The organism is Kurthia sibirica (genome assembly GCF_003143975.1).
GTDB classification, from domain to species: Bacteria; Bacillota; Bacilli; order Bacillales_A; family Planococcaceae; genus Kurthia; species Kurthia sibirica.
Genome location: NZ_QFVR01000007.1, coordinates 31,485 through 50,680 on the forward strand (window position 1 = coordinate 31,485; position 19,196 = coordinate 50,680).

18 protein-coding genes and 2 other annotated features are annotated in these 19,196 nt (G+C 38.9%); all 18 genes read right to left on the reverse strand.

Annotated elements, in window-relative coordinates; genetic code table 11:
- Nucleotides 1–347: 347 nt before the first annotated feature.
- Nucleotides 348–3,947 (reverse strand): DNA-directed RNA polymerase subunit beta', encoded by a 3,600-nt coding sequence (gene rpoC, locus DEX24_RS06920; protein ID WP_109305688.1) that lies wholly within the window; start codon nt 3,945–3,947, stop codon nt 348–350.
- Nucleotides 3,948–4,075: 128 nt separating this feature from the next.
- Nucleotides 4,076–7,636 (reverse strand): DNA-directed RNA polymerase subunit beta, encoded by a 3,561-nt coding sequence (gene rpoB / locus DEX24_RS06925; protein WP_186819611.1) that lies wholly within the window; start codon nt 7,634–7,636, stop codon nt 4,076–4,078.
- Nucleotides 7,637–7,872: 236 nt separating this feature from the next.
- On the reverse strand, nt 7,873–8,472 hold the full coding sequence (locus DEX24_RS06930) for a class I SAM-dependent methyltransferase (protein WP_109305690.1): 600 nt from the start codon (nt 8,470–8,472) through the stop codon (nt 7,873–7,875).
- A 78-nt stretch (nt 8,473–8,550) separates the two neighbouring features.
- The gene (rplL, locus tag DEX24_RS06935; RefSeq protein WP_109305691.1) at nt 8,551–8,910 is read right to left on the reverse strand and encodes a 50S ribosomal protein L7/L12; all 360 of its coding nucleotides are present in this window, start codon (nt 8,908–8,910) and stop codon (nt 8,551–8,553) included.
- A 75-nt stretch (nt 8,911–8,985) separates the two neighbouring features.
- Nucleotides 8,986–9,486 (reverse strand): 50S ribosomal protein L10, encoded by a 501-nt coding sequence (gene rplJ, locus DEX24_RS06940; RefSeq protein WP_109305692.1) that lies wholly within the window; start codon nt 9,484–9,486, stop codon nt 8,986–8,988.
- A 33-nt stretch (nt 9,487–9,519) separates the two neighbouring features.
- Nucleotides 9,520–9,664 (reverse strand) — a sequence feature (ribosomal protein L10 leader region).
- A gap of 47 nt (nt 9,665–9,711) precedes the next feature.
- Entirely contained in the window at nt 9,712–10,407 is a 696-nt protein-coding gene (rplA, locus tag DEX24_RS06945) for a 50S ribosomal protein L1 (RefSeq protein ID WP_109305693.1), read from the reverse strand.
- 128 nt (nt 10,408–10,535) lie between these two features.
- The gene (gene rplK, locus DEX24_RS06950) at nt 10,536–10,961 is read right to left on the reverse strand and encodes a 50S ribosomal protein L11 (RefSeq protein ID WP_146192969.1); all 426 of its coding nucleotides are present in this window, start codon (nt 10,959–10,961) and stop codon (nt 10,536–10,538) included.
- Nucleotides 10,962–11,129: 168 nt separating this feature from the next.
- The gene (gene nusG, locus DEX24_RS06955) at nt 11,130–11,663 is read right to left on the reverse strand and encodes a transcription termination/antitermination protein NusG (protein ID WP_109305695.1); all 534 of its coding nucleotides are present in this window, start codon (nt 11,661–11,663) and stop codon (nt 11,130–11,132) included.
- A gap of 98 nt (nt 11,664–11,761) precedes the next feature.
- Nucleotides 11,762–11,947, reverse strand: a complete 186-nt coding sequence (gene secE / locus DEX24_RS06960) for a preprotein translocase subunit SecE (protein ID WP_109305696.1) — start codon at nt 11,945–11,947, stop codon at nt 11,762–11,764.
- A 45-nt stretch (nt 11,948–11,992) separates the two neighbouring features.
- Nucleotides 11,993–12,139, reverse strand: coding sequence for a 50S ribosomal protein L33 (gene rpmG / locus DEX24_RS06965; protein WP_109305697.1), 147 nt, complete (start codon nt 12,137–12,139; stop codon nt 11,993–11,995).
- A 68-nt stretch (nt 12,140–12,207) separates the two neighbouring features.
- The gene (gene sigH / locus DEX24_RS06970; RefSeq protein ID WP_109305802.1) at nt 12,208–12,825 is read right to left on the reverse strand and encodes an RNA polymerase sporulation sigma factor SigH; all 618 of its coding nucleotides are present in this window, start codon (nt 12,823–12,825) and stop codon (nt 12,208–12,210) included.
- A gap of 96 nt (nt 12,826–12,921) precedes the next feature.
- Complete coding sequence (locus DEX24_RS06975; RefSeq protein WP_109305698.1) at nt 12,922–13,431, reverse strand: NYN domain-containing protein; 510 nt, start codon at nt 13,429–13,431, stop codon at nt 12,922–12,924.
- 10 nt (nt 13,432–13,441) lie between these two features.
- Nucleotides 13,442–14,206 (reverse strand): 23S rRNA (guanosine(2251)-2'-O)-methyltransferase RlmB, encoded by a 765-nt coding sequence (gene rlmB, locus DEX24_RS06980; protein ID WP_246131422.1) that lies wholly within the window; start codon nt 14,204–14,206, stop codon nt 13,442–13,444.
- On the reverse strand, nt 14,196–14,627 hold the full coding sequence (locus DEX24_RS06985; RefSeq protein ID WP_109305699.1) for a Mini-ribonuclease 3: 432 nt from the start codon (nt 14,625–14,627) through the stop codon (nt 14,196–14,198). The genes rlmB and DEX24_RS06985 overlap by 11 nt, the downstream gene beginning before the upstream one ends.
- Nucleotides 14,628–14,631: 4 nt before the next feature.
- Nucleotides 14,632–16,032 (reverse strand): cysteine--tRNA ligase, encoded by a 1,401-nt coding sequence (gene cysS / locus DEX24_RS06990; protein WP_109305700.1) that lies wholly within the window; start codon nt 16,030–16,032, stop codon nt 14,632–14,634.
- A 131-nt stretch (nt 16,033–16,163) separates the two neighbouring features.
- Nucleotides 16,164–16,387 (reverse strand) — a binding site (T-box leader).
- Between the two features lie 44 nt (nt 16,388–16,431).
- Entirely contained in the window at nt 16,432–17,901 is a 1,470-nt protein-coding gene (gltX, locus tag DEX24_RS06995; RefSeq protein WP_109305701.1) for a glutamate--tRNA ligase, read from the reverse strand.
- A gap of 77 nt (nt 17,902–17,978) precedes the next feature.
- Entirely contained in the window at nt 17,979–18,455 is a 477-nt protein-coding gene (gene ispF, locus DEX24_RS07000; RefSeq protein WP_109305702.1) for a 2-C-methyl-D-erythritol 2,4-cyclodiphosphate synthase, read from the reverse strand.
- Nucleotides 18,448–19,146, reverse strand: coding sequence for a 2-C-methyl-D-erythritol 4-phosphate cytidylyltransferase (gene ispD / locus DEX24_RS07005; protein WP_109305703.1), 699 nt, complete (start codon nt 19,144–19,146; stop codon nt 18,448–18,450). The genes ispF and ispD overlap by 8 nt, the downstream gene beginning before the upstream one ends.
- Nucleotides 19,147–19,196 lie beyond the last annotated feature (50 nt).

The window sequence follows — 19,196 nt, forward strand, 5'->3', positions numbered from 1 at the left end:
CAATACTAATATCGTCTATCACATGCTTTTATAGCGAAAAGCTCTACCAGGTTACTGCCTGGGCTAATGTTACGTGAACACCAATTTCTTGTGTTACTAGTTACACCGCATGCGTGGCTATTCAATCGTAGACATATAGAGTATCGTTATCGTCCTATATGATGAACGAATATTTAACTACTGTGCGTCTTAAACCGTGACTGTTAATTTTTTCGCGAGAAAATTTTCATGTCCTCCGAAATGATAGACAGACAACTATCAACCTAAAATATATTATCATTGTCTAGGGGTTGTGTCAACATAAAACAAAAAAAAGCCGAGGGAATATTCCCTCGGCTTTTCAATAATTAATCTGCAGAAATTGTTTCTTCAGCTTTTTTTGCGTCTTCACCGGCAATTTTAATTTGACGGTAACGTTGCATACCCGTACCAGCAGGTACAAGTTTACCTAAGATTACGTTTTCTTTCAGACCTAATAACTCATCACGTTTACCTTTAATAGCAGCGTCAGTAAGAACACGAGTTGTTTCTTGGAATGATGCAGCTGATAAGAATGATTCAGTTTCTAAAGAAGCTTTTGTAATACCTAAAATGACTGGATGACATGTTGCTGGAATCTTGCCATCTTTAATTATAGGACCATTTGCTTCGTGGAATTGGTGAATATCTAATAATGAACCTGGTAATAACGATGTATCTCCAGCTTCAATTACGCGAACTTTACGAAGCATTTGGCGAACCATTACTTCGATATGTTTATCACCGATTTCTACACCCTGCATACGGTAAACTTTTTGCACTTCTTTTAGTAGATATTCTTCTACTGTAGAAACATCTGTTACTTTTAATAGTTGTTTAGGATCGATTGAACCTTCAGTAAGCGGTTGTCCATGATGAACCTCGTCGTTAATTTGTACTTTAACGCGGCCATTATATGGAGCAAGATATTTACGTGATTCAACGATACTTGTAACTGTAATTTCTTTTTGTCCTTCGCGAATCTCTTCAATGTCAGTAACAATACCGTTGATTTCAGAAATAACGGCTTGACCTTTAGGATTACGAGCTTCAAAAATTTCTTGGATACGAGGAAGACCTTGAGTGATATCGGCACCGGCAACCCCACCTGTATGGAAAGTACGCATTGTTAACTGAGTACCTGGCTCACCGATTGATTGAGCTGCGATAATACCAACAGCTTCACCAACTTCAACTTTATCTCCTGTAGCTAAGTTCATGCCGTAACATTTCTTACAAACACCATGTTTTGTATTACATGTGAATGCAGAACGGATTGTTAATTCTTCAATACCAGCTTCTTCGATTGTGCGAACAAGCTCTTGAGTAATTAACTCGTTACGAGCAACAATAACTTCTTTCGTTTCTGGGTGACGGACAGTTTTCTTCACATAACGACCTAATAAACGTTCGTCTAATGATTCAATAATTTCCGTTCCTTCACGTAATGAAGAAATTAATAGACCTCTATCAGTACCACAGTCATCTTCGCGGACAATTACATCTTGTGCAACATCTACTAAGCGACGAGTAAGGTAACCTGAATCGGCTGTTTTAAGGGCTGTATCGGCAAGACCTTTACGAGCACCATGGGTAGAGATGAAGTATTCCAATACCGTTAAACCTTCACGGAATGAAGATTTGATTGGTAATTCAATGATTCGGCCAGCTGGATTGGCCATTAGACCACGCATACCAGCAAGCTGAGTGAAGTTGGACGCGTTACCACGGGCACCAGAGTCACTCATCATGAAGATTGGATTTTCTGCAGGAAGTGATTTCATAAGCTTAGCTTGGATTTCATCTTTTGCTACAGTCCAGAACGAAATAACGCGGTCATAACGTTCTTCTTCAGTGATTAAACCACGACGGAATTGTTTTAAAACATTATCTACTTTTGCTTGAGTAGAAACAAGAATATCTTGTTTATCTGGTAAAACGATGATATCAGAAATACCAATTGAAATACCGGCTTTAGTAGAGTATTTGAATCCTAAATCCTTCATGCGATCAAGCATTATTGAAGTTTCAGTAATGTGATAACGAGCAAATACTTCTGCAATTACATTACCAAGATATTTTTTCGTGAACGGTTTAACAACTTCTGCATTATCTAAATACTCTTTAATGTTTGTTGTTGTCGATACGAAATAATGATCTGGTGTATTTAACAAGTTAGCATTTGATGGCTCGTTGATGAATGGGAAGTTATTATCAAATATTTCATTGAAGATAATTTTACCAACTGATGTTAATAACAGTTTTGTATTTTGTTCTTCAGTGAATGTTTCATTGTTTAGAGATGATGCTTTAATCGCCACGCGAGTGTGTAAATGCACTTTTTCGTTTTGGTATGCAATCATCATTTCTTCACTATCTGTAAAAATAGTTCCTTCGCCGATGCTACCTTTACGTTCAAGCGTTAGGTAATAGTTACCTAAAACCATATCTTGTGAAGGTGTTACGACTGGTTTACCATCTTTAGGATTCAGGATATTTTGTGCTGCAAGCATTAATAAACGTGCTTCTGCTTGTGCTTCTGCTGATAAAGGAACATGGACCGCCATTTGGTCACCATCAAAGTCAGCGTTATAAGCTGTACATACTAATGGGTGAAGACGGATTGCTTTACCTTCGATCAACGTTGGCTCAAACGCTTGAATACCAAGTCTGTGAAGCGTCGGTGCACGGTTAAGTAATACTGGGTGTTCGCGAATAATTTCTTCTAAAACATCCCAAACTTCTTCATGCATGCGTTCGATTTTACGTTTAGCTGATTTAATATTATGCGCTAAACCACGTTCAACAAGCTCTTTCATTAAGAAAGGTTTGAATAGTTCGATTGCCATACCTTTTGGTAGACCACATTGGTACATTTTTAAAGATGGACCAACAACAATTACAGAACGACCTGAGTAATCGACACGTTTACCTAATAAGTTTTGACGGAAACGACCTTGTTTACCTTTTAACATATGAGAAAGAGATTTCAATGGACGGTTACCTGGTCCAGTTACTGGACGGCCACGACGACCATTATCGATTAGAGCATCTACTGCTTCTTGTAGCATACGTTTTTCATTTTGAACAATGATTCCCGGTGCGCCAAGATCTAATAGACGTTTTAAACGGTTGTTACGGTTAATAACGCGACGATATAAATCATTAAGGTCACTCGTTGCAAAACGACCACCGTCAAGTTGTACCATTGGACGTAATTCTGGTGGAATTACTGGTAGTACGTCAAGGATCATCCAATCAGGACGGTTGCCTGAGTGACGGAATGATTCTACAACTTCAAGACGTTTGATAGCACGTGTACGGCGTTGGCCTTGTGCAGTTTTAAGTTCTTCTTTAAGCATTTCAGTCTCTTTATCAAGATCGATTTCTCTTAGAAGATCTTTAATTGCTTCAGCACCCATTGCTGCTCTGAATGTTGAACCGAATTTTTCGCGATATGCGCGATATTCTTTTTCTGAAAGCAATTGTTTTTTCTCAAGTGGTGTATCAGCTGACTCGATTACTACATAAGAGGCAAAATAAATTACTTCTTCAAGTGCACGAGGTGACATGTCTAAAATTAGACCCATACGTGATGGGATACCTTTGAAATACCAAATATGTGATACTGGTGCTGCTAATTCGATGTGGCCCATGCGTTCGCGACGTACTTTTGCACGTGTTACTTCAACTCCACAACGATCACAAACTACGCCTTTATAACGAACGCGTTTGTATTTACCACAGTGGCATTCCCAGTCTTTTGTTGGACCGAAAATACGTTCACAGAACAAACCATCTTTTTCTGGTTTTAGCGTGCGGTAATTTATTGTTTCTGGTTTTTTTACTTCTCCATAAGACCATGAGCGGATTTTATCCGGTGATGCTAAACCAATTTTCATATACTCAAAATTATTAACGTCTATCAAGGAGCCTACCTCCCTTTATTCTGAAGTCTAATTGACTACTAAAATTAGCTCGACGATTGATTTTTATTCATAAATTGGAATTAGGACAAGCCTAATTAAGGCCTGTCCATCCTCCAAACAATTGTTAATTAGTTCTCTTTAACTGCAGATGTTTCTTCATCTTTTGGAAGAATATTTAACGCTTCGTTAGAGGCATTTTCTTCATCCTCTTCCGTATCGCGTAATTCAATTTCTTCGTCATTGATGTTTAACATTTTCACATCTAAACCTAAAGATTGTAACTCTTTAATTAATACTTTGAATGATTCTGGAACACCAGGTTCTGGAATACTATCACCTTTTACGATTGCTTCGTATGTTTTAACACGACCCACAACGTCATCTGATTTAACAGTTAAGATTTCTTGAAGTGTGTGCGCTGCACCATATGCTTCAAGAGCCCAAACTTCCATCTCACCGAAACGTTGTCCACCGAATTGCGCTTTACCACCAAGTGGTTGTTGCGTAACTAATGAGTAAGGTCCTGTAGAACGTGCATGAAGCTTATCGTCAACCATGTGGGCAAGTTTGATCATATACATAACCCCAACTGATACACGGTTGTCTAGTGGCTCACCTGAGCGACCATCATAAAGGACAGTTTTACCATCACGGTTCATTCCAGCTTCTTCCATCGTTTTCCATACATCGTCATCTGACGCTCCATCAAATACTGGTGAAGCCATATGAACACCAAGAGTACGAGCAGCCATACCTAAATGAAGCTCTAATACTTGTCCGATATTCATACGAGAAGGTACACCTAGTGGGTTTAACATAATGTCAACCGGCGTACCGTCTGGAAGGAACGGCATGTCTTCTGATGGTAAGATGCGTGAAATTACACCTTTGTTACCATGTCGTCCGGCCATTTTGTCACCAACGCGAATTTTACGTTTTTGAACAATATAAGCACGCACTAATTGGTTAACGCCTGGTGATAATTCGTCGCCATCTTCACGATTGAAGACTTTAACATCTAGTACGATACCGCCAGCGCCGTGAGGAACACGTAGTGAAGTATCACGTACTTCACGCGCTTTTTCACCGAAGATTGCATGTAATAAGCGTTCTTCAGCAGTTAGCTCTGTAACACCTTTAGGCGTTACTTTACCAACTAGGATATCGCCATCATTTACTTCAGCACCAATACGGATGATTCCGCGTTCATCAAGGTTGCGAAGAGCGTCCTCACCAACATTTGGAATGTCGCGAGTAATTTCTTCAGGCCCTAATTTTGTATCACGCGCTTCTGATTCATATTCTTCAATATGGACAGAAGTATAAACGTCTTCTTTTACAAGACTTTCGTTCATAATAACGGCATCCTCATAGTTGTAACCATTCCAAGTCATGAATGCCACGACTACATTACGTCCTAAAGCAAGCTCACCGCGTTCCATTGAAGGACCGTCAGCAATGATATCACGTGGATTTACGCGATCTCCTACTTGTACTAATGGGCGTTGGTTATAACTAGTACCTTGGTTTGAGCGTATGAATTTTTGTAATTTATATTTAGTTAAATCGCCTTTAACTTCTTTGCCTTCTACTTCTTCAATACGGCGAATGTGGATAGAACGAGCCTCTACATGTTCTACAATACCAGTAAATTTAGCTACTACTGCAGCACCAGAGTCACGAGCATCAACATGTTCCATACCAGTTCCGACAAATGGAGCTTCTGGATTTAACAAAGGAACAGCTTGACGTTGCATGTTGGCACCCATTAAAGCACGGTTGGAGTCATCGTTTTCTAAAAATGGGATACATGCTGTCGCAGCAGATACTACTTGTTTAGGAGATACGTCCATATAGTCGACTAAATCACGTTTGAAAACAGAGTTATCTCCGCGGAAACGTCCAACTACTTCTTCCTCAGTGAACGAGCCATCATCATTTAAGAGAGAGTTCGCTTGAGCAACGATGTAATTATCTTCTTCATCTGCTGTTAAATAATCAATATGCGCAGTTAAATGACCTGTTTCAGGATCCACACGACGGTACGGTGTTTCGATGAAACCAAATTTATTTACTTTTGCATAAGATGATAGAGAGTTTATTAACCCGATATTCGGACCCTCTGGCGTTTCAATTGGACACATACGACCATAGTGAGAGTAATGAACGTCACGTACTTCAAAGCCAGCACGTTCACGTGTTAAACCACCGGGTCCTAATGCAGATAGACGACGTTTGTGCGTCAATTCAGCAAGAGGGTTTGTTTGGTCCATGAATTGAGATAATTGAGAGCTACCAAAGAATTCTTTAATAGACGCAATTACAGGGCGGATATTGATCAATTGTTGTGGAACGATTGATTCAGTATCGTTAATAGACATACGTTCACGAACTACGCGTTCCATACGTGATAGACCGATACGGAATTGGTTTTGTAAAAGCTCACCAACAGAACGTAAACGACGGTTACCTAAGTGATCGATATCATCTGTATCGCCCACGCCGTATAGAAGGTTAAAGAAGTAAGACACAGATGCTACAACGTCTGCTGGAGTGACATTTTTCACTTCATCATCAATATAAGCGTTACTGATTACTTTGATTTCTTTTTGCGATTCATCATTCGGAGCATAAATCTTAATTTCTTGTACCAATACATCGCCTTCGATTACGCCGCCAATTTTAGATAATGTTTTGAAACCTACTCCATTTTCTAAATGCGGAATTAAACGATCTAATACACGACGATCAATTAAAGTACCTTTTTCAACTAAAATTTCACCAGTTTCAGGGTCAATCAATGTTTCTGCAATTGTTTGATTGAATAGGCGATTTTTAATATGAAGTTTTTTGTTCATTTTATAGCGACCAACATTTGCTAAATCATAGCGTTTTGGGTCGAAGAAACGAGAATACAATAGATTTTTAGCACTTTCTACTGTTGGTGGTTCACCAGGACGTAGACGCTCATAAATTTCTAAAAGTGCTTTTTCAGTACTTTCAGTATTATCTTTTTCTAATGTATTACGTAGGTATTCGTTATCACCAATCAACTCGATGATTTCTTGGTCTGAAGCAAATCCTAGCGCACGTAGCAATACCGTTACTGGTAATTTACGTGTACGGTCAATACGAACATGAACGACATCTTTTGCATCTGTTTCATATTCAAGCCAAGCACCACGGTTAGGAATAACTGTAGCTCCAAAGCCTTTTTTACCGTTTTTATCAGTCTTATCATGATAATAAACACTTGGTGATCTTACTAATTGTGAAACGATAACACGTTCCGCGCCGTTGATAATGAAAGTACCAGTTTCAGTCATCAGTGGGAAATCTCCCATGAATACTTCTTGCTCTTTCACTTCTTCAGTTTCTTTGTTGTGCAGACGCACTTTAACTCTTAATGGTGCCGCATAAGTCGCATCACGTTGTTTACATTCATCGACATCATATTTCGGATCTCCGAGACTATAATCGACAAATTCAAGTGATAGATTCCCTGTAAAGTCTTCGATCGGTGAAATGTCACGGAACATTTCTCGTAGACCTTCTTCAAGGAACCATTCGTTTGAAGCGCTTTGAATCTCAATAAGATTCGGAAGTTCTAGCACCTCTTTAATACGCGCGAAGCTTCTACGCTGGCGGTGTTGTCCGTACTGAACTAGTTGACCTGTCAACTCATTCACCCCTCAATAAAGCGATAATAGGTCTTTCACAACCACACTAATTTACTGTATGATTTGAAAGACAAAAAAGAAAACGAGTTCATTTAAAGCGCTCATTTTCGTTGTACCAAAGTAAAAATTGCGAAACTACTTATTGACATTTCAATAAGTAGACATACCTATGCAATCTAATATTTTTGCATTTTCTTATAATATCATAGCCGATTTGTCAAGTCAATCGTTTACACTTGACATTTTTATTTCACGGCTTTGATAATCCAGTACCCTCGTACCTTATCGACGATATTTACCGAGCTAAATTTTTCAGCCAAATGATCGATGGTCGATGGAGCACCTTGTTTTTTTTGTATAACAATCCATAATTCTCCCTGTTCTACGAGCAATTCAAATGCACGGTCATAAAACTTGAAAATCGTTTGCTTTCCAGCTCGAATAGGCGGGTTTGTCAAAACAGCAGCGACATTTTTTGTATTCACTATTGAAAGTGCATCACTTTCATAAATCTGCACATTTTGTACCCCGTTTAATGTTGCATTCTTCTTCGCTAAGCCTAAAGCACGATCGTTTACATCCATCATATGAACTTCACGCGTTGGATAACTCTTCGCGATAGATAAGCCAATCGGACCGTATCCACATCCTACATCCAAAATATCTCCAGCAACATCCGGCATTTCGAAAAGGTCTATAAGAACACGGGAGCCAAAATCTACCTCGCTTTTACTAAATACCCCTGCATCCGTTTCAAACGTAAAAGTCATACCACGTAATGGGAAATCCCAGCGACGGGGCTTACTTTCTGCATGTGGGTTATTCGTATAATAATGATCTGACATCACATTGCCCTCCTTCACAGAAAATGAAGAAAAAGCTCGTCAATATACATTGACGAGCTTTTCAGTATCCAATAGAAATTATTTAATTTCTAGTGAAGCGCCAACTTCTTCAAGTTTAGCTTTGATTTCATCAGCATCAGCTTGTGAAATACCTTCTTTGATAGCTTTAGGAGCGTTATCTACAACTTCTTTAGCTTCTTTAAGACCTAAACCAGTGATTTCGCGTACTACTTTGATTACTTTGATTTTAGAATCGCCAGCAGAAGTTAAGATTACGTCGAATTCAGTTTGTTCAGCGGCAGCAGCACCTGCTACAGCGCCAGCAGCTACAGGAGCAGCAGCAGTTACGCCAAATTCTTCTTCAATTGCTTTTACTAAATCGTTTAATTCTAGAACTGTCATAGCTTTGATTGCTTCTAAGATTTGTTCTTGGTTCATTATGAGTTCCTCCTATTGGAATCTAATTTTTGTTTTTTTGTGCATGAAAGTCATGCGGTGAAGGCTAAGCCGCTATTAAGCGCCTTGCTCTTCTTTTTGTTCTGCAACAGCTTTTGTTGCAAGTGCGAAGTTGCGCATTGGTGCTTGTAGAACAGATAAAAGCATTGATAGTAAACCATCGCGTGATGGAAGTTCTGCAAGTGCTTTGATTTCTTCTTCATTAGCAAACGTACCTTCGATTAAACCAGCTTTAATTACAAGTTGTTCGTTTTCTTTCGCGAAGTTGTTGATAATGCGGGCTGGAGCGATAACATCTTCTTTCGAAAATGCGATTGCGTTTGGACCAGTTAAAACTGAATTTAATTCAGCATGACCAACTTCTTCAGCAGCACGACGAACTAAAGTATTTTTGTATACTTTAAATTCAACGCCAGCTTCACGTAATTGCTTACGTAATTCAGTAACTTGTTGAACAGTAAGACCACGGAAGTCTACTACTACTACTGATGCTGCATCTTGAAATTTCTCAGCGATTTCTTGAACAACAGTTTGTTTTAATTCAACTGCTTTGCTCATATTGGACACCTCCTATTAGAATGGGTCACCTATACCGACAAAAGAAAAGCCCCTTATCATGTAGACAAGGGGCGGAAAGTCATCATCTTAAAAGAGTCTGATTCCTTTGCCCTCGGTAGGATTATTAAACGATCAATTAAGTCGCCCCTACTGTCTGTGGTACAAATGGATAATTCACAACGTTGTTCATTTTAGCAAACGAACAAATCGTTGTCAATAACGAAATTATTTAGTTAAAGATTGAGTATCAACTTTAATTGATGGTCCCATAGTTGAAGTCACGTGAAGTGATTTCAAGTATACACCTTTAGCTGTTGCAGGTTTAGCTTTTTGGATCACTTCAATGATAGTGTTTAAGTTCTCAGCTAATTTAGCAGCGTCGAATGAAACTTTACCGATTGGTGCGTGAACAATACCAGCTTTATCAGCGCGGTATTCAACTTTACCAGCTTTAATTTCGTTAACAGCTTTAGTTACGTCAAACGTAACTGTACCTGTTTTAGGGTTTGGCATTAAGCCTTTAGGTCCTAATACGCGACCAAGTTTACCAACTTCACCCATCATGTCTGGAGTAGCAACGATTACGTCGAAGTCAAACCAGCCACCTTGGATTTTTTGGATGTATTCAGCGTCACCAACGAAGTCAGCGCCAGCAGCTTCTGCTTCTTTGATTTTTTCGCCTTTAGCGAATACTAAAACTTTTTGAGTTTTACCAGTACCGTTTGGAAGTACTACTGCTCCACGGATTTGTTGGTCATTTTTACGAGTATCAATGTTTAAGTTGAAAGCAACTTCAACAGTTGCATCAAAGTTCACTGAACTTGTAGATTTTGCTAATTCTGTTGCAGCTGCAACAGTATAAGCTGTATTACGATCTACTAATTTAGCAGCATCTTGTAATTTTTTACCTTTTTTAGCCATTATAATTTCCTCCTTGATTGTGGTTGTAACGGGATAAACCTCCCACGAATAAAGGTTGCGCGTTTCAAATGAATATAAGAAACAGGCGCAACCTTTCTTAAAACAATACTTCTCGATCAAGTATGGTATTAGTCTTCGATAACAATACCCATGCTACGAGCAGTTCCTTCTACCATTAACATAGCAGTTTCAACTGACGACGCATTTAAATCAGGCATTTTAGTTTCAGCAATTTCGCGAACTTTATCGCGTTTTACTGTAGCTACTTTAATGCGGTTTGGTTCACCAGAACCCGATTTAATACCAGCTGCTACTTTAAGTAGAACTGCTGCGGGTGGAGTTTTTGTAATGAAAGTGAATGAACGATCTTCAAATACAGAAATCTCAACTGGGATGATTAAACCTGCTTGGTCTTGTGTACGAGCATTGAATTCTTTACAGAATCCCATGATGTTAACACCTGCTTGACCTAATGCAGGACCTACTGGTGGAGCCGGATTTGCTTTTCCAGCTTCAATTTGAAGTTTTACAACTTTTACGACTTTTTTAGCCACGAGACACACCTCCTTAAGTCCGTGATGTGGTCAAAGGGTTACCCCTCCCACTCAATATCTGTTCGTCGGCTTATACCGAAAACATTATAATTACGGTTTAGTCTGACCTTTTAGTCTGACCTTTGAAATGATAACACTTTTAAGTTTTCGGTGCAAGTTCAATTAATATTAAACTTTTAAAACTTGAGCAAAATCTAATTCCATAACTGTTTCGCGACCAAACATATCAACTGTTACCTTGATTTTTTGATCTTCTTCAATTATTTCTTCAACAATACCTTGGAAGTGTGCGAAAGGTCCTTCTAGTACTTCTACTAAATCGCCTACTGCATAATCCAATTCTACGGTTGGATTTGTTGCTTCCATTTGTTTCAGGATTGCATCTACTTCTTCAGGTAGTAATGGCGTTGGTTTAACTCCGCCACCTGATGAACCAATAAACCCAGTCACTCCTGGTGTATTTCGAACAACGTACCAAGCGTCATCTGTCATAATTAATTCTACTAATACGTAACCCGGGAATGTTTTACGCATATATACTTTTTTCTTACCATCTTTTACTTCTGTTTCTTGCTCTTCTGGAATGATTACTCGGAAAATTTTATCCGACATTCCCATCGTTTCGATACGTTTTTCAAGATTTAATTTAACCTTATTCTCATAACCTGAGTACGTATGAACGACATACCAATTTTTTTCCATGATTGTCAGGACGCTTAGTCCATTCCCTCCCTTTTTTAGCCAAATGAAAAAACCCGTAGTCTGTTACGGGCTCTTTCAAAAATAATAACATTATTCGTCTATAAATCCAAATACATGCGGAATAATTTTGAGACACCTGAATCCACTAGCATAAAGAATGCTGCCATAAAGATTAGCGTTGAAATAACAACAAGTGTGTATTTACTAAGTTCTTTACGTTTAGGCCAGCTTGTTTTTCTCATCTCAGATAGAACATTTTTTAAAAACTGTTTAATCTTTGCCATCTAACCTAACCTCCGAATAAAATCATATATACAAAACTTCATTTCTTATCTAGTCTGTTTATGCAATGTGTGTTCGTTACAGTGCGAGCAGAATTTTTTGAATTCTAGTCGTTTCGTAGACTCTTTAGGAGCCGGTACACTATAATTACGTCCGCCACATTTTTCACAGCATAGTACGATCTTATTAGCCATATTTTATCACCCTTAGGCATTTGTTCTTTTAAAAGACTACCATTTTTTCGCATAGACTGTCAAATACGTTAAAAGCTTAAAATATGCTGCTCGAGCTTACGTTTAATTCGTTGTAGCGCGTTATCTATTGATTTTACATCTTTCTTTAAGGCCAATGACATCTCCTGATATGTACAATCATCCAAATAGAGAGCTAACACTTGTTTTTCAAAAGAACTCAGCACCGTTTCGATGCGTTCTTCCATGAAATCAAAGCGTTCTCTGTGTACCATCATTTCTTGGGGATCGTCGCTTGTACCTACTGATACTAAATCCATCAATGTGTTGGATTGTTCTTCATCACTTATTGGTTTATCCAGTGATACGGATGAGTTTAGCGGGATATGTTTTTGGCGTGTTGCCGTTTTTATCGCCGTAATAATCTGCCTTGTAATACATAGTTCCGCAAATACTTTAAAGGATACTTGCCTGTCTTCTTTAAAGTCTCGAATACCTTTGTAAAGGCCGATCATTCCCTCCTGTACAATATCATCTCGATCTGCACCAATAAGAAAATAAGATTTCGCCTTATGTCGAACAATATTTTTATACTTTGTAATCAAAAAATCTAAAGCGTCACTATCGCCCTCACGAGTTCTTGATACCAACTCTTCGTCGGATAAGGATTTAAATTGCTTTTGCTTCATTAGTAATTGATCATGATTTATCAAAGTATCACCTCAACCGCGACCTTCGCGTAATTAAAATCAGTATAACTCAATTAACAATCTTTAGCTATACTCCTAAATTTTACCTCTACGAATTTCTTCTAACCTCGCAGCAACTTCATCCGTCATTTTTATTTTACGTGATGGCTTTTGCTGTAATGTTTCTTGTACCTTTTCAGTTATACCTCGCTGAACGTTTTGCACATCAATTTCAAATTCTCGTGCAGATTTCCTAAGTGCACCATTGCCGAATATAACATTTTGCTCTGTCATATCACTTGTAGCCACATAGATTTTCGTACGTTTTGTCATCAGCTCATTTGATAGACGCTCAATTCGAGCATCTGCCGTTTCTTTTGATTTTGTAAAAATTACTTCGACATTATGTTTTTTTAATTTTGTCGCATTACCAGCTACGAGATACGCATCAAAGATAACGATGACGCGTAATCCCGAGTATGCCTGATAATCGGCCATCAATTCGATGAGACGATCCCTTGCATCGACGAGGCTTATCCGTTTCAAAGCTTGTAATTCCTGCCATGCGCCAATAATGTTATAGCCATCTACCAACATAATATCCATATGCGGTCACTTATAGTTCATGACGCTTGCGATAGACTTCATACATCAATAATGAAGCTGCCACTGAAGCGTTCAATGAAGTTACATGTCCAACCATTGGTAAATTATAAAGGAAATCACATTTTTCTTTTAAAATACGACTCATCCCTTTACCCTCACTGCCAATAATTATCGCCAGTGGTAATGTAGCATCCATGCGGCGATAATCGGCTGAACCTTTAGCATCTGTACCCGCGATCCATACGCCACGTTCTTTTAGTTCTTCAACAGTTTGTGACAAATTCGTCACGCGTACAGTTGGTATATATTCAATAGCACCTGTAGATGCTTTGGCTACGACAGCCGTTAAAGCAACTGAACGACGTTTTGGAATGATAATTCCATGTGCACCAACAGCATCTGCTGTACGCATAATAGAACCAAGGTTATGTGGATCTTCCAATTCATCTAAAATAATGATAAATGGATCTTCTCCGCGTTTTTCTGCGATAGCAAAAATATCATTTAGTTCTGCATAATTATAAGCAGCAACCGAAGCCACTACACCTTGATGCGTCTCAGATGATAGATTATTAAGTTTTTCTTTTGGTACGAATTGTACAATGATACCGCGCTCTTTCGCCAAGTTTAACATTTCTGCAATACCCGCTTTTTTAACGCCCTCTGCTACCCAAATTTTGTTGATATCGCGCGTTGAACGCAATGCTTCAAGAACCGGATTTTTCCCGACAATCATCTCTTTTGTTTCTTCGTTGTGATCCATTTTATTTTCCATTTTGTTGAGACACCTCATTTTTTGTTTCGACAATTTTTATTGTATGGTCGATTATACGCGCAACTCGTTCATGACGTCCAAGTAAATATAAATAACCGAGTACCGCTTCGTACGCAGAGCTATAATTATAGGTTTGTACATCTGTATTACGCGGCACAGAGCCGGACTTTGCATTACGTCCTCGACGTAGTATAGCAAGCTCTTCTTCTGTATAAAATTCTTCCGCCATTAATTGGCGAACGACTTTAGCCTGTGCTTTTGCAGAGACATATTTTGTCGCTTCTTTATGGAGAATATTAGGTTTTATTTTTCCAAGTCGCAATAAATGCTCACGAATAGCGATTTCTAAAACCGAGTCGCCCATATAAGCTAAAGCAAGAGCTTTAATTTGTTTGACATCCTCATCTCTAAGTTCGCTCACTTCATTACCCCCGTTTCCATCTAACGCCTTGTCGCGTATCTTCTAAAATAATATTTTGTGCTTTTAGTAAGTCACGAATTTCATCCGATCTAGCAAAATCTCGATCTTTACGCGCTTGTTGACGTTCGGCAATTAACGCATCAATTTCTTCGTCTAGTAGGTCTTCATCTTGTGCTAGCTGTAGACCTAAGACCAGCATCAATTCTTCTAAAGCCGTTTTATATGCCGTTAAAACTTCCGCATTTGTATTTGCTTCATTTAAATATTTATTTGCTGCTGTTGAAATGTTAAATAATGCTGAAATAGCATTTGCAGTATTAAAATCATCATCCATCGATTCGATGAAGTAAGCACGAGCTTCTTCAATAATTGCCAATTCAGCTGGATCAACAGCTACTAAATTAGTCGTCGCTGTTAGACGATGTTCCAAGTTTTTATGCGATGTGCGCAAACGATCCAAACTATTTGCTGCAGCCTCTACTAAATCCTGCGCAAAATTAATCGGATTACGATAATGCACAGATAACATGAAGAAACGTAATACTTGTGGATCAATTTGTTGAATAATATCATGCACGAGTATAAAATTCCCTAATGATTTAGACATTTTTTCGTTGTCGATATTAATATAGCCATTATGCATCCAATAGTTCGAGAATTTTTTATCGGTAAATGCTTCTGATTGTGCGATTTCATTTTCATGATGCGGGAACTTCAAATCTTGTCCACCGGCATGAATATCAATAGTATCACCAAAGTGACTATGCACCATTACTGAACATTCAATATGCCAACCCGGACGCCCTTCTCCCCATGGTGCCTGCCATGAAATTTCACCTGGTTTCGCCGCTTTCCACAATGCAAAATCAAGTGCATCTTCTTTTTTTGTCCCTGCTTCTATTCGTGCACCAATTTTTAAATCATCGACAGATTGGTGTGATAGCTGACCGTAGTTTTTAAATTTACGCGTGCGATAGTATACATCGCCTTCTGAAACATAAGCATATTCTTTCTCAATCAACACAGCAATAAACTCAATAATCTCATCCATATGATCCGTCACGCGAGGATGCGCGTTTGCTTTTTCCGCACCAAGCGCTGTAATATCTTCAAAGTAAGCAGCGATAAAACGTTCTGTAAGCTCCGAAACTTCCTCACCAAGCTCATGTGCTACTTTAATAATTTTGTCGTCAACATCTGTAAAATTGGAAACATAGTCCACTTCGTAGCCACGATATGTTAAATAACGACGAACTGTATCATAGGCGATTACAGGGCGAGCGTTACCTATATGAATATAGTTATATACTGTTGGACCACATACATACATGCGCACCTTTCCTTCTTCTATTGGTTTGAATAATTCTTTTTGGCGACTTAACGAGTTGAAAATTTGAATAGCCATATCGCTTAATCTCTCCTTTTAATCTTTTTTATAAATATTTTCACTAGTTATTCACTTACCTTATAATCTATTGATTTAGTGTACCATCATTTATGACTGAAATAAAAAAGCCTCCATCTATCGCAAGGATAGACAGAGGCGAGAAATACGCGGTTCCACTCTGATTGGAGCTAGCAAAATACGCTAAACCCCCACTTAAAGTCTGGTAACGGCGACGACCGGTTAGAACTACTCGATTCACTCTAACACTCAGAGGTGCATTTCAGCTTTGCAGTGGCTCGGATCACTTTCAGACGATGATGATCCTCTCTAATCGGAGCTTGCGCAACATACTTCTCCTCTTCAACGTTTTGCTTATAATAGTACATATATTGTACAACGACTCGTTGAAATAGTAAATTATTTGATGAATGCTTCGATACGTGCAATAACAGCGTCTTTACCTAAAATTTCAAGTGCATCTGTTAATTCAGGACCGTGCATTTCTCCTGTTGTAGCAACGCGAATTGGCATAAACAAATTTTTGCCTTTATGACCCGTTTCCTTTTGAACAGCTTTAATACATTTTTTAATCTCTGGAGCAACATAATCTTCTAGAGCGATTAATTGTGCTTTAAAAGCAGCCATTACTTCAGGAACTTGTTCGCCTGCTAATACTTCTTTTTCTTCTTCATCAAATAGTAATTCATCTGTAAAGAATTGTTCAGATAGTTCAACAATTTCAGCTCCAAAGCTCATTTGCTCATGGTATAAACCAATTAGTTTACTAGCCCACTCAGCTTCTTCGGCAGTTGGGTTTTCAGAAACTTTACCAGCAGCTTGCAGGAATGGTAAGCATAAAGCAACAACATCTTCATGTGATAATTGCTTCATGTATTGGTTGTTTACCCATTTTAATTTGTTCGTATCAAACATAGATGGTGACTTAGATAGGCGTGATTCGTTGAATTTAGCGATTAACTCTTCTTTAGAGAAAATTTCTTTTTCAGCGTCTTCACCTTCTGGAGACCACCCTAACAATGCGAAGAAATTAAACATTGCATCCGGTAAATAACCTAAGTCTTTATATTGTGTGATGAATTGAATAATTGATTCGTCGCGTTTTGATAATTTTTTACGTGATTCATTAATAATCAATGTCATATGACCGTACTTTGGTGCTGTCCAACCAAATGCATCAAAGACCATAATTTGTTTTGGTGTATTTGATAAATGTTCTTCACCACGGAAAACATGTGTCATCTCCATTAAGTGATCATCTAATACAACAGCATAGTTGTATGTTGGGATGCCATTTTGTTTGACGATTACCCAGTCACCAATATCTGATGATTCAAATGATACTTCTCCACGAACGATATCATCAAATACATATGTTACATCTTCTGGTACGCGGAAACGAATTGTGAACGCTTCTCCAGCCGCTTCTTTAGCAGCCGTTTCTTCAGCTGTTAAATGGCTACATTTACCGTTATACATCGGAGCCGCCACACCATTGTCATGTTGCGTTTCACGATCTGCTTCTAATTCTTCAGAAGTACAAAAACATTTATACGCTCTGCCCATGTCGATTAGTTTTTGCGCGTGATCTGTGTACGTATCTAAACGTTCCATTTGACGATAAGGAGCATATGGTCCACCGATATCGATTGACTCATCATATTCCATACCTAACCATTTCAAGTTATCTAATTGAGATGCTTCTCCGCCTTCGATGTTACGGGCGATATCAGTATCCTCGATGCGCACGATGAAATCTCCACCATGATGTCTTGCGAATAAATAATTGAAAAGTGCCGTACGCGCGCCACCGATATGCAATTGTCCCGTTGGACTTGGTGCGTAACGAACACGAACTTTGTTAGCCATTTGTAGTTCCTCCTAGTTTATCTGTCGAAATTCAACTTTTTTTAGTTTACCACTGTAGATTAAAAATTTAAAGGAAGTCAGTCCTTGATTAGTAAAATTGTAGCCATTGCCGCAATTCCTTCTTCACGTCCGACGAAACCTAACTTCTCAGTCGTTGTCGCTTTGACATTGACCTGTTGTGCTTCCGCATTTAATAATTCTGCAATTCGCTGGCGCATCTGTTCAATATAGGGCGCCATTTTTGGACGTTGTGCCATAATCGTACAATCGATATTCCCTAATTTATACCCTTTTTCTTCAACGATATGCCAAATATACTGTAATAACTTTGCAGAATCGGCATCTTTAAATTCTGGATCTGTATCTGGAAAATGTCTGCCGATATCTCCTTCACCAATCGCTCCTAATGCTGCATCCGTTACCGTATGTAACAAAACATCCGCATCCGAGTGCCCGATCAAACCTTTTTCGTGTGGAATCGTAATCCCTCCGATAATCAGTGGACGCCCTTCTGCAAATTCATGTACGTCAAAACCTTGTCCTATTCTAAACATTCTGTTGTCCTCCTCGACGGCGGTTTAAAATCGCCTCTCCAAATAATAAATCTTCTTTAGTCGTAATTTTAACATTTTCATAATCGCTTTCAACCATACAGACTACTTCCCCTAATCTTTCGACAAGCATCGATTCATCTGTCCCTAAAAAACCATCTTTTTCGGCTTGTTGTTGCGCTCTTCGCAATAACTCAAAATTAAAAGCTTGCGGCGTTTGAATCATCCACAGGTCCTCACGATTTACCGTACCCTCTATGATACCGTTCGACACGCGTTTCATCGTATCTTTTGCTCTCACACCAGCAATTGCAGCCCCATGAGTCGCTGCTTTTTGCATCAGCTTATGAATCGTTTCTTGCTGAATGAAAGGTCGCGCCGCATCGTGGACGAGAACGACGTCTGCCGCCCTGATTTGCTTGACGCATGCATTGACACTATATTGGCGTTCATCGCCTCCTACAGGCATCGCTACTACCTTAGAAATGCTATAGCGTGCTAGTAGCTCCTCAATTTCAGTTTTTTCACTTGATTTGATTGCTAAATAAATAGCCCGGCATGCTTGATCGTCTTGAAAAACGGTTAAAGTATGCGCTAAAATCGGCTTATTTAATAGCTCTAAAAACAATTTATTTTTACCTGCACCCATGCGCTTGCCACTTCCTGCAGCTGGTAAAATAACGTCGTATTGCATCGCGTGTCACGCTCCTTCAATAGAAAGGACAAGGCAACTGCTCCCTTGTC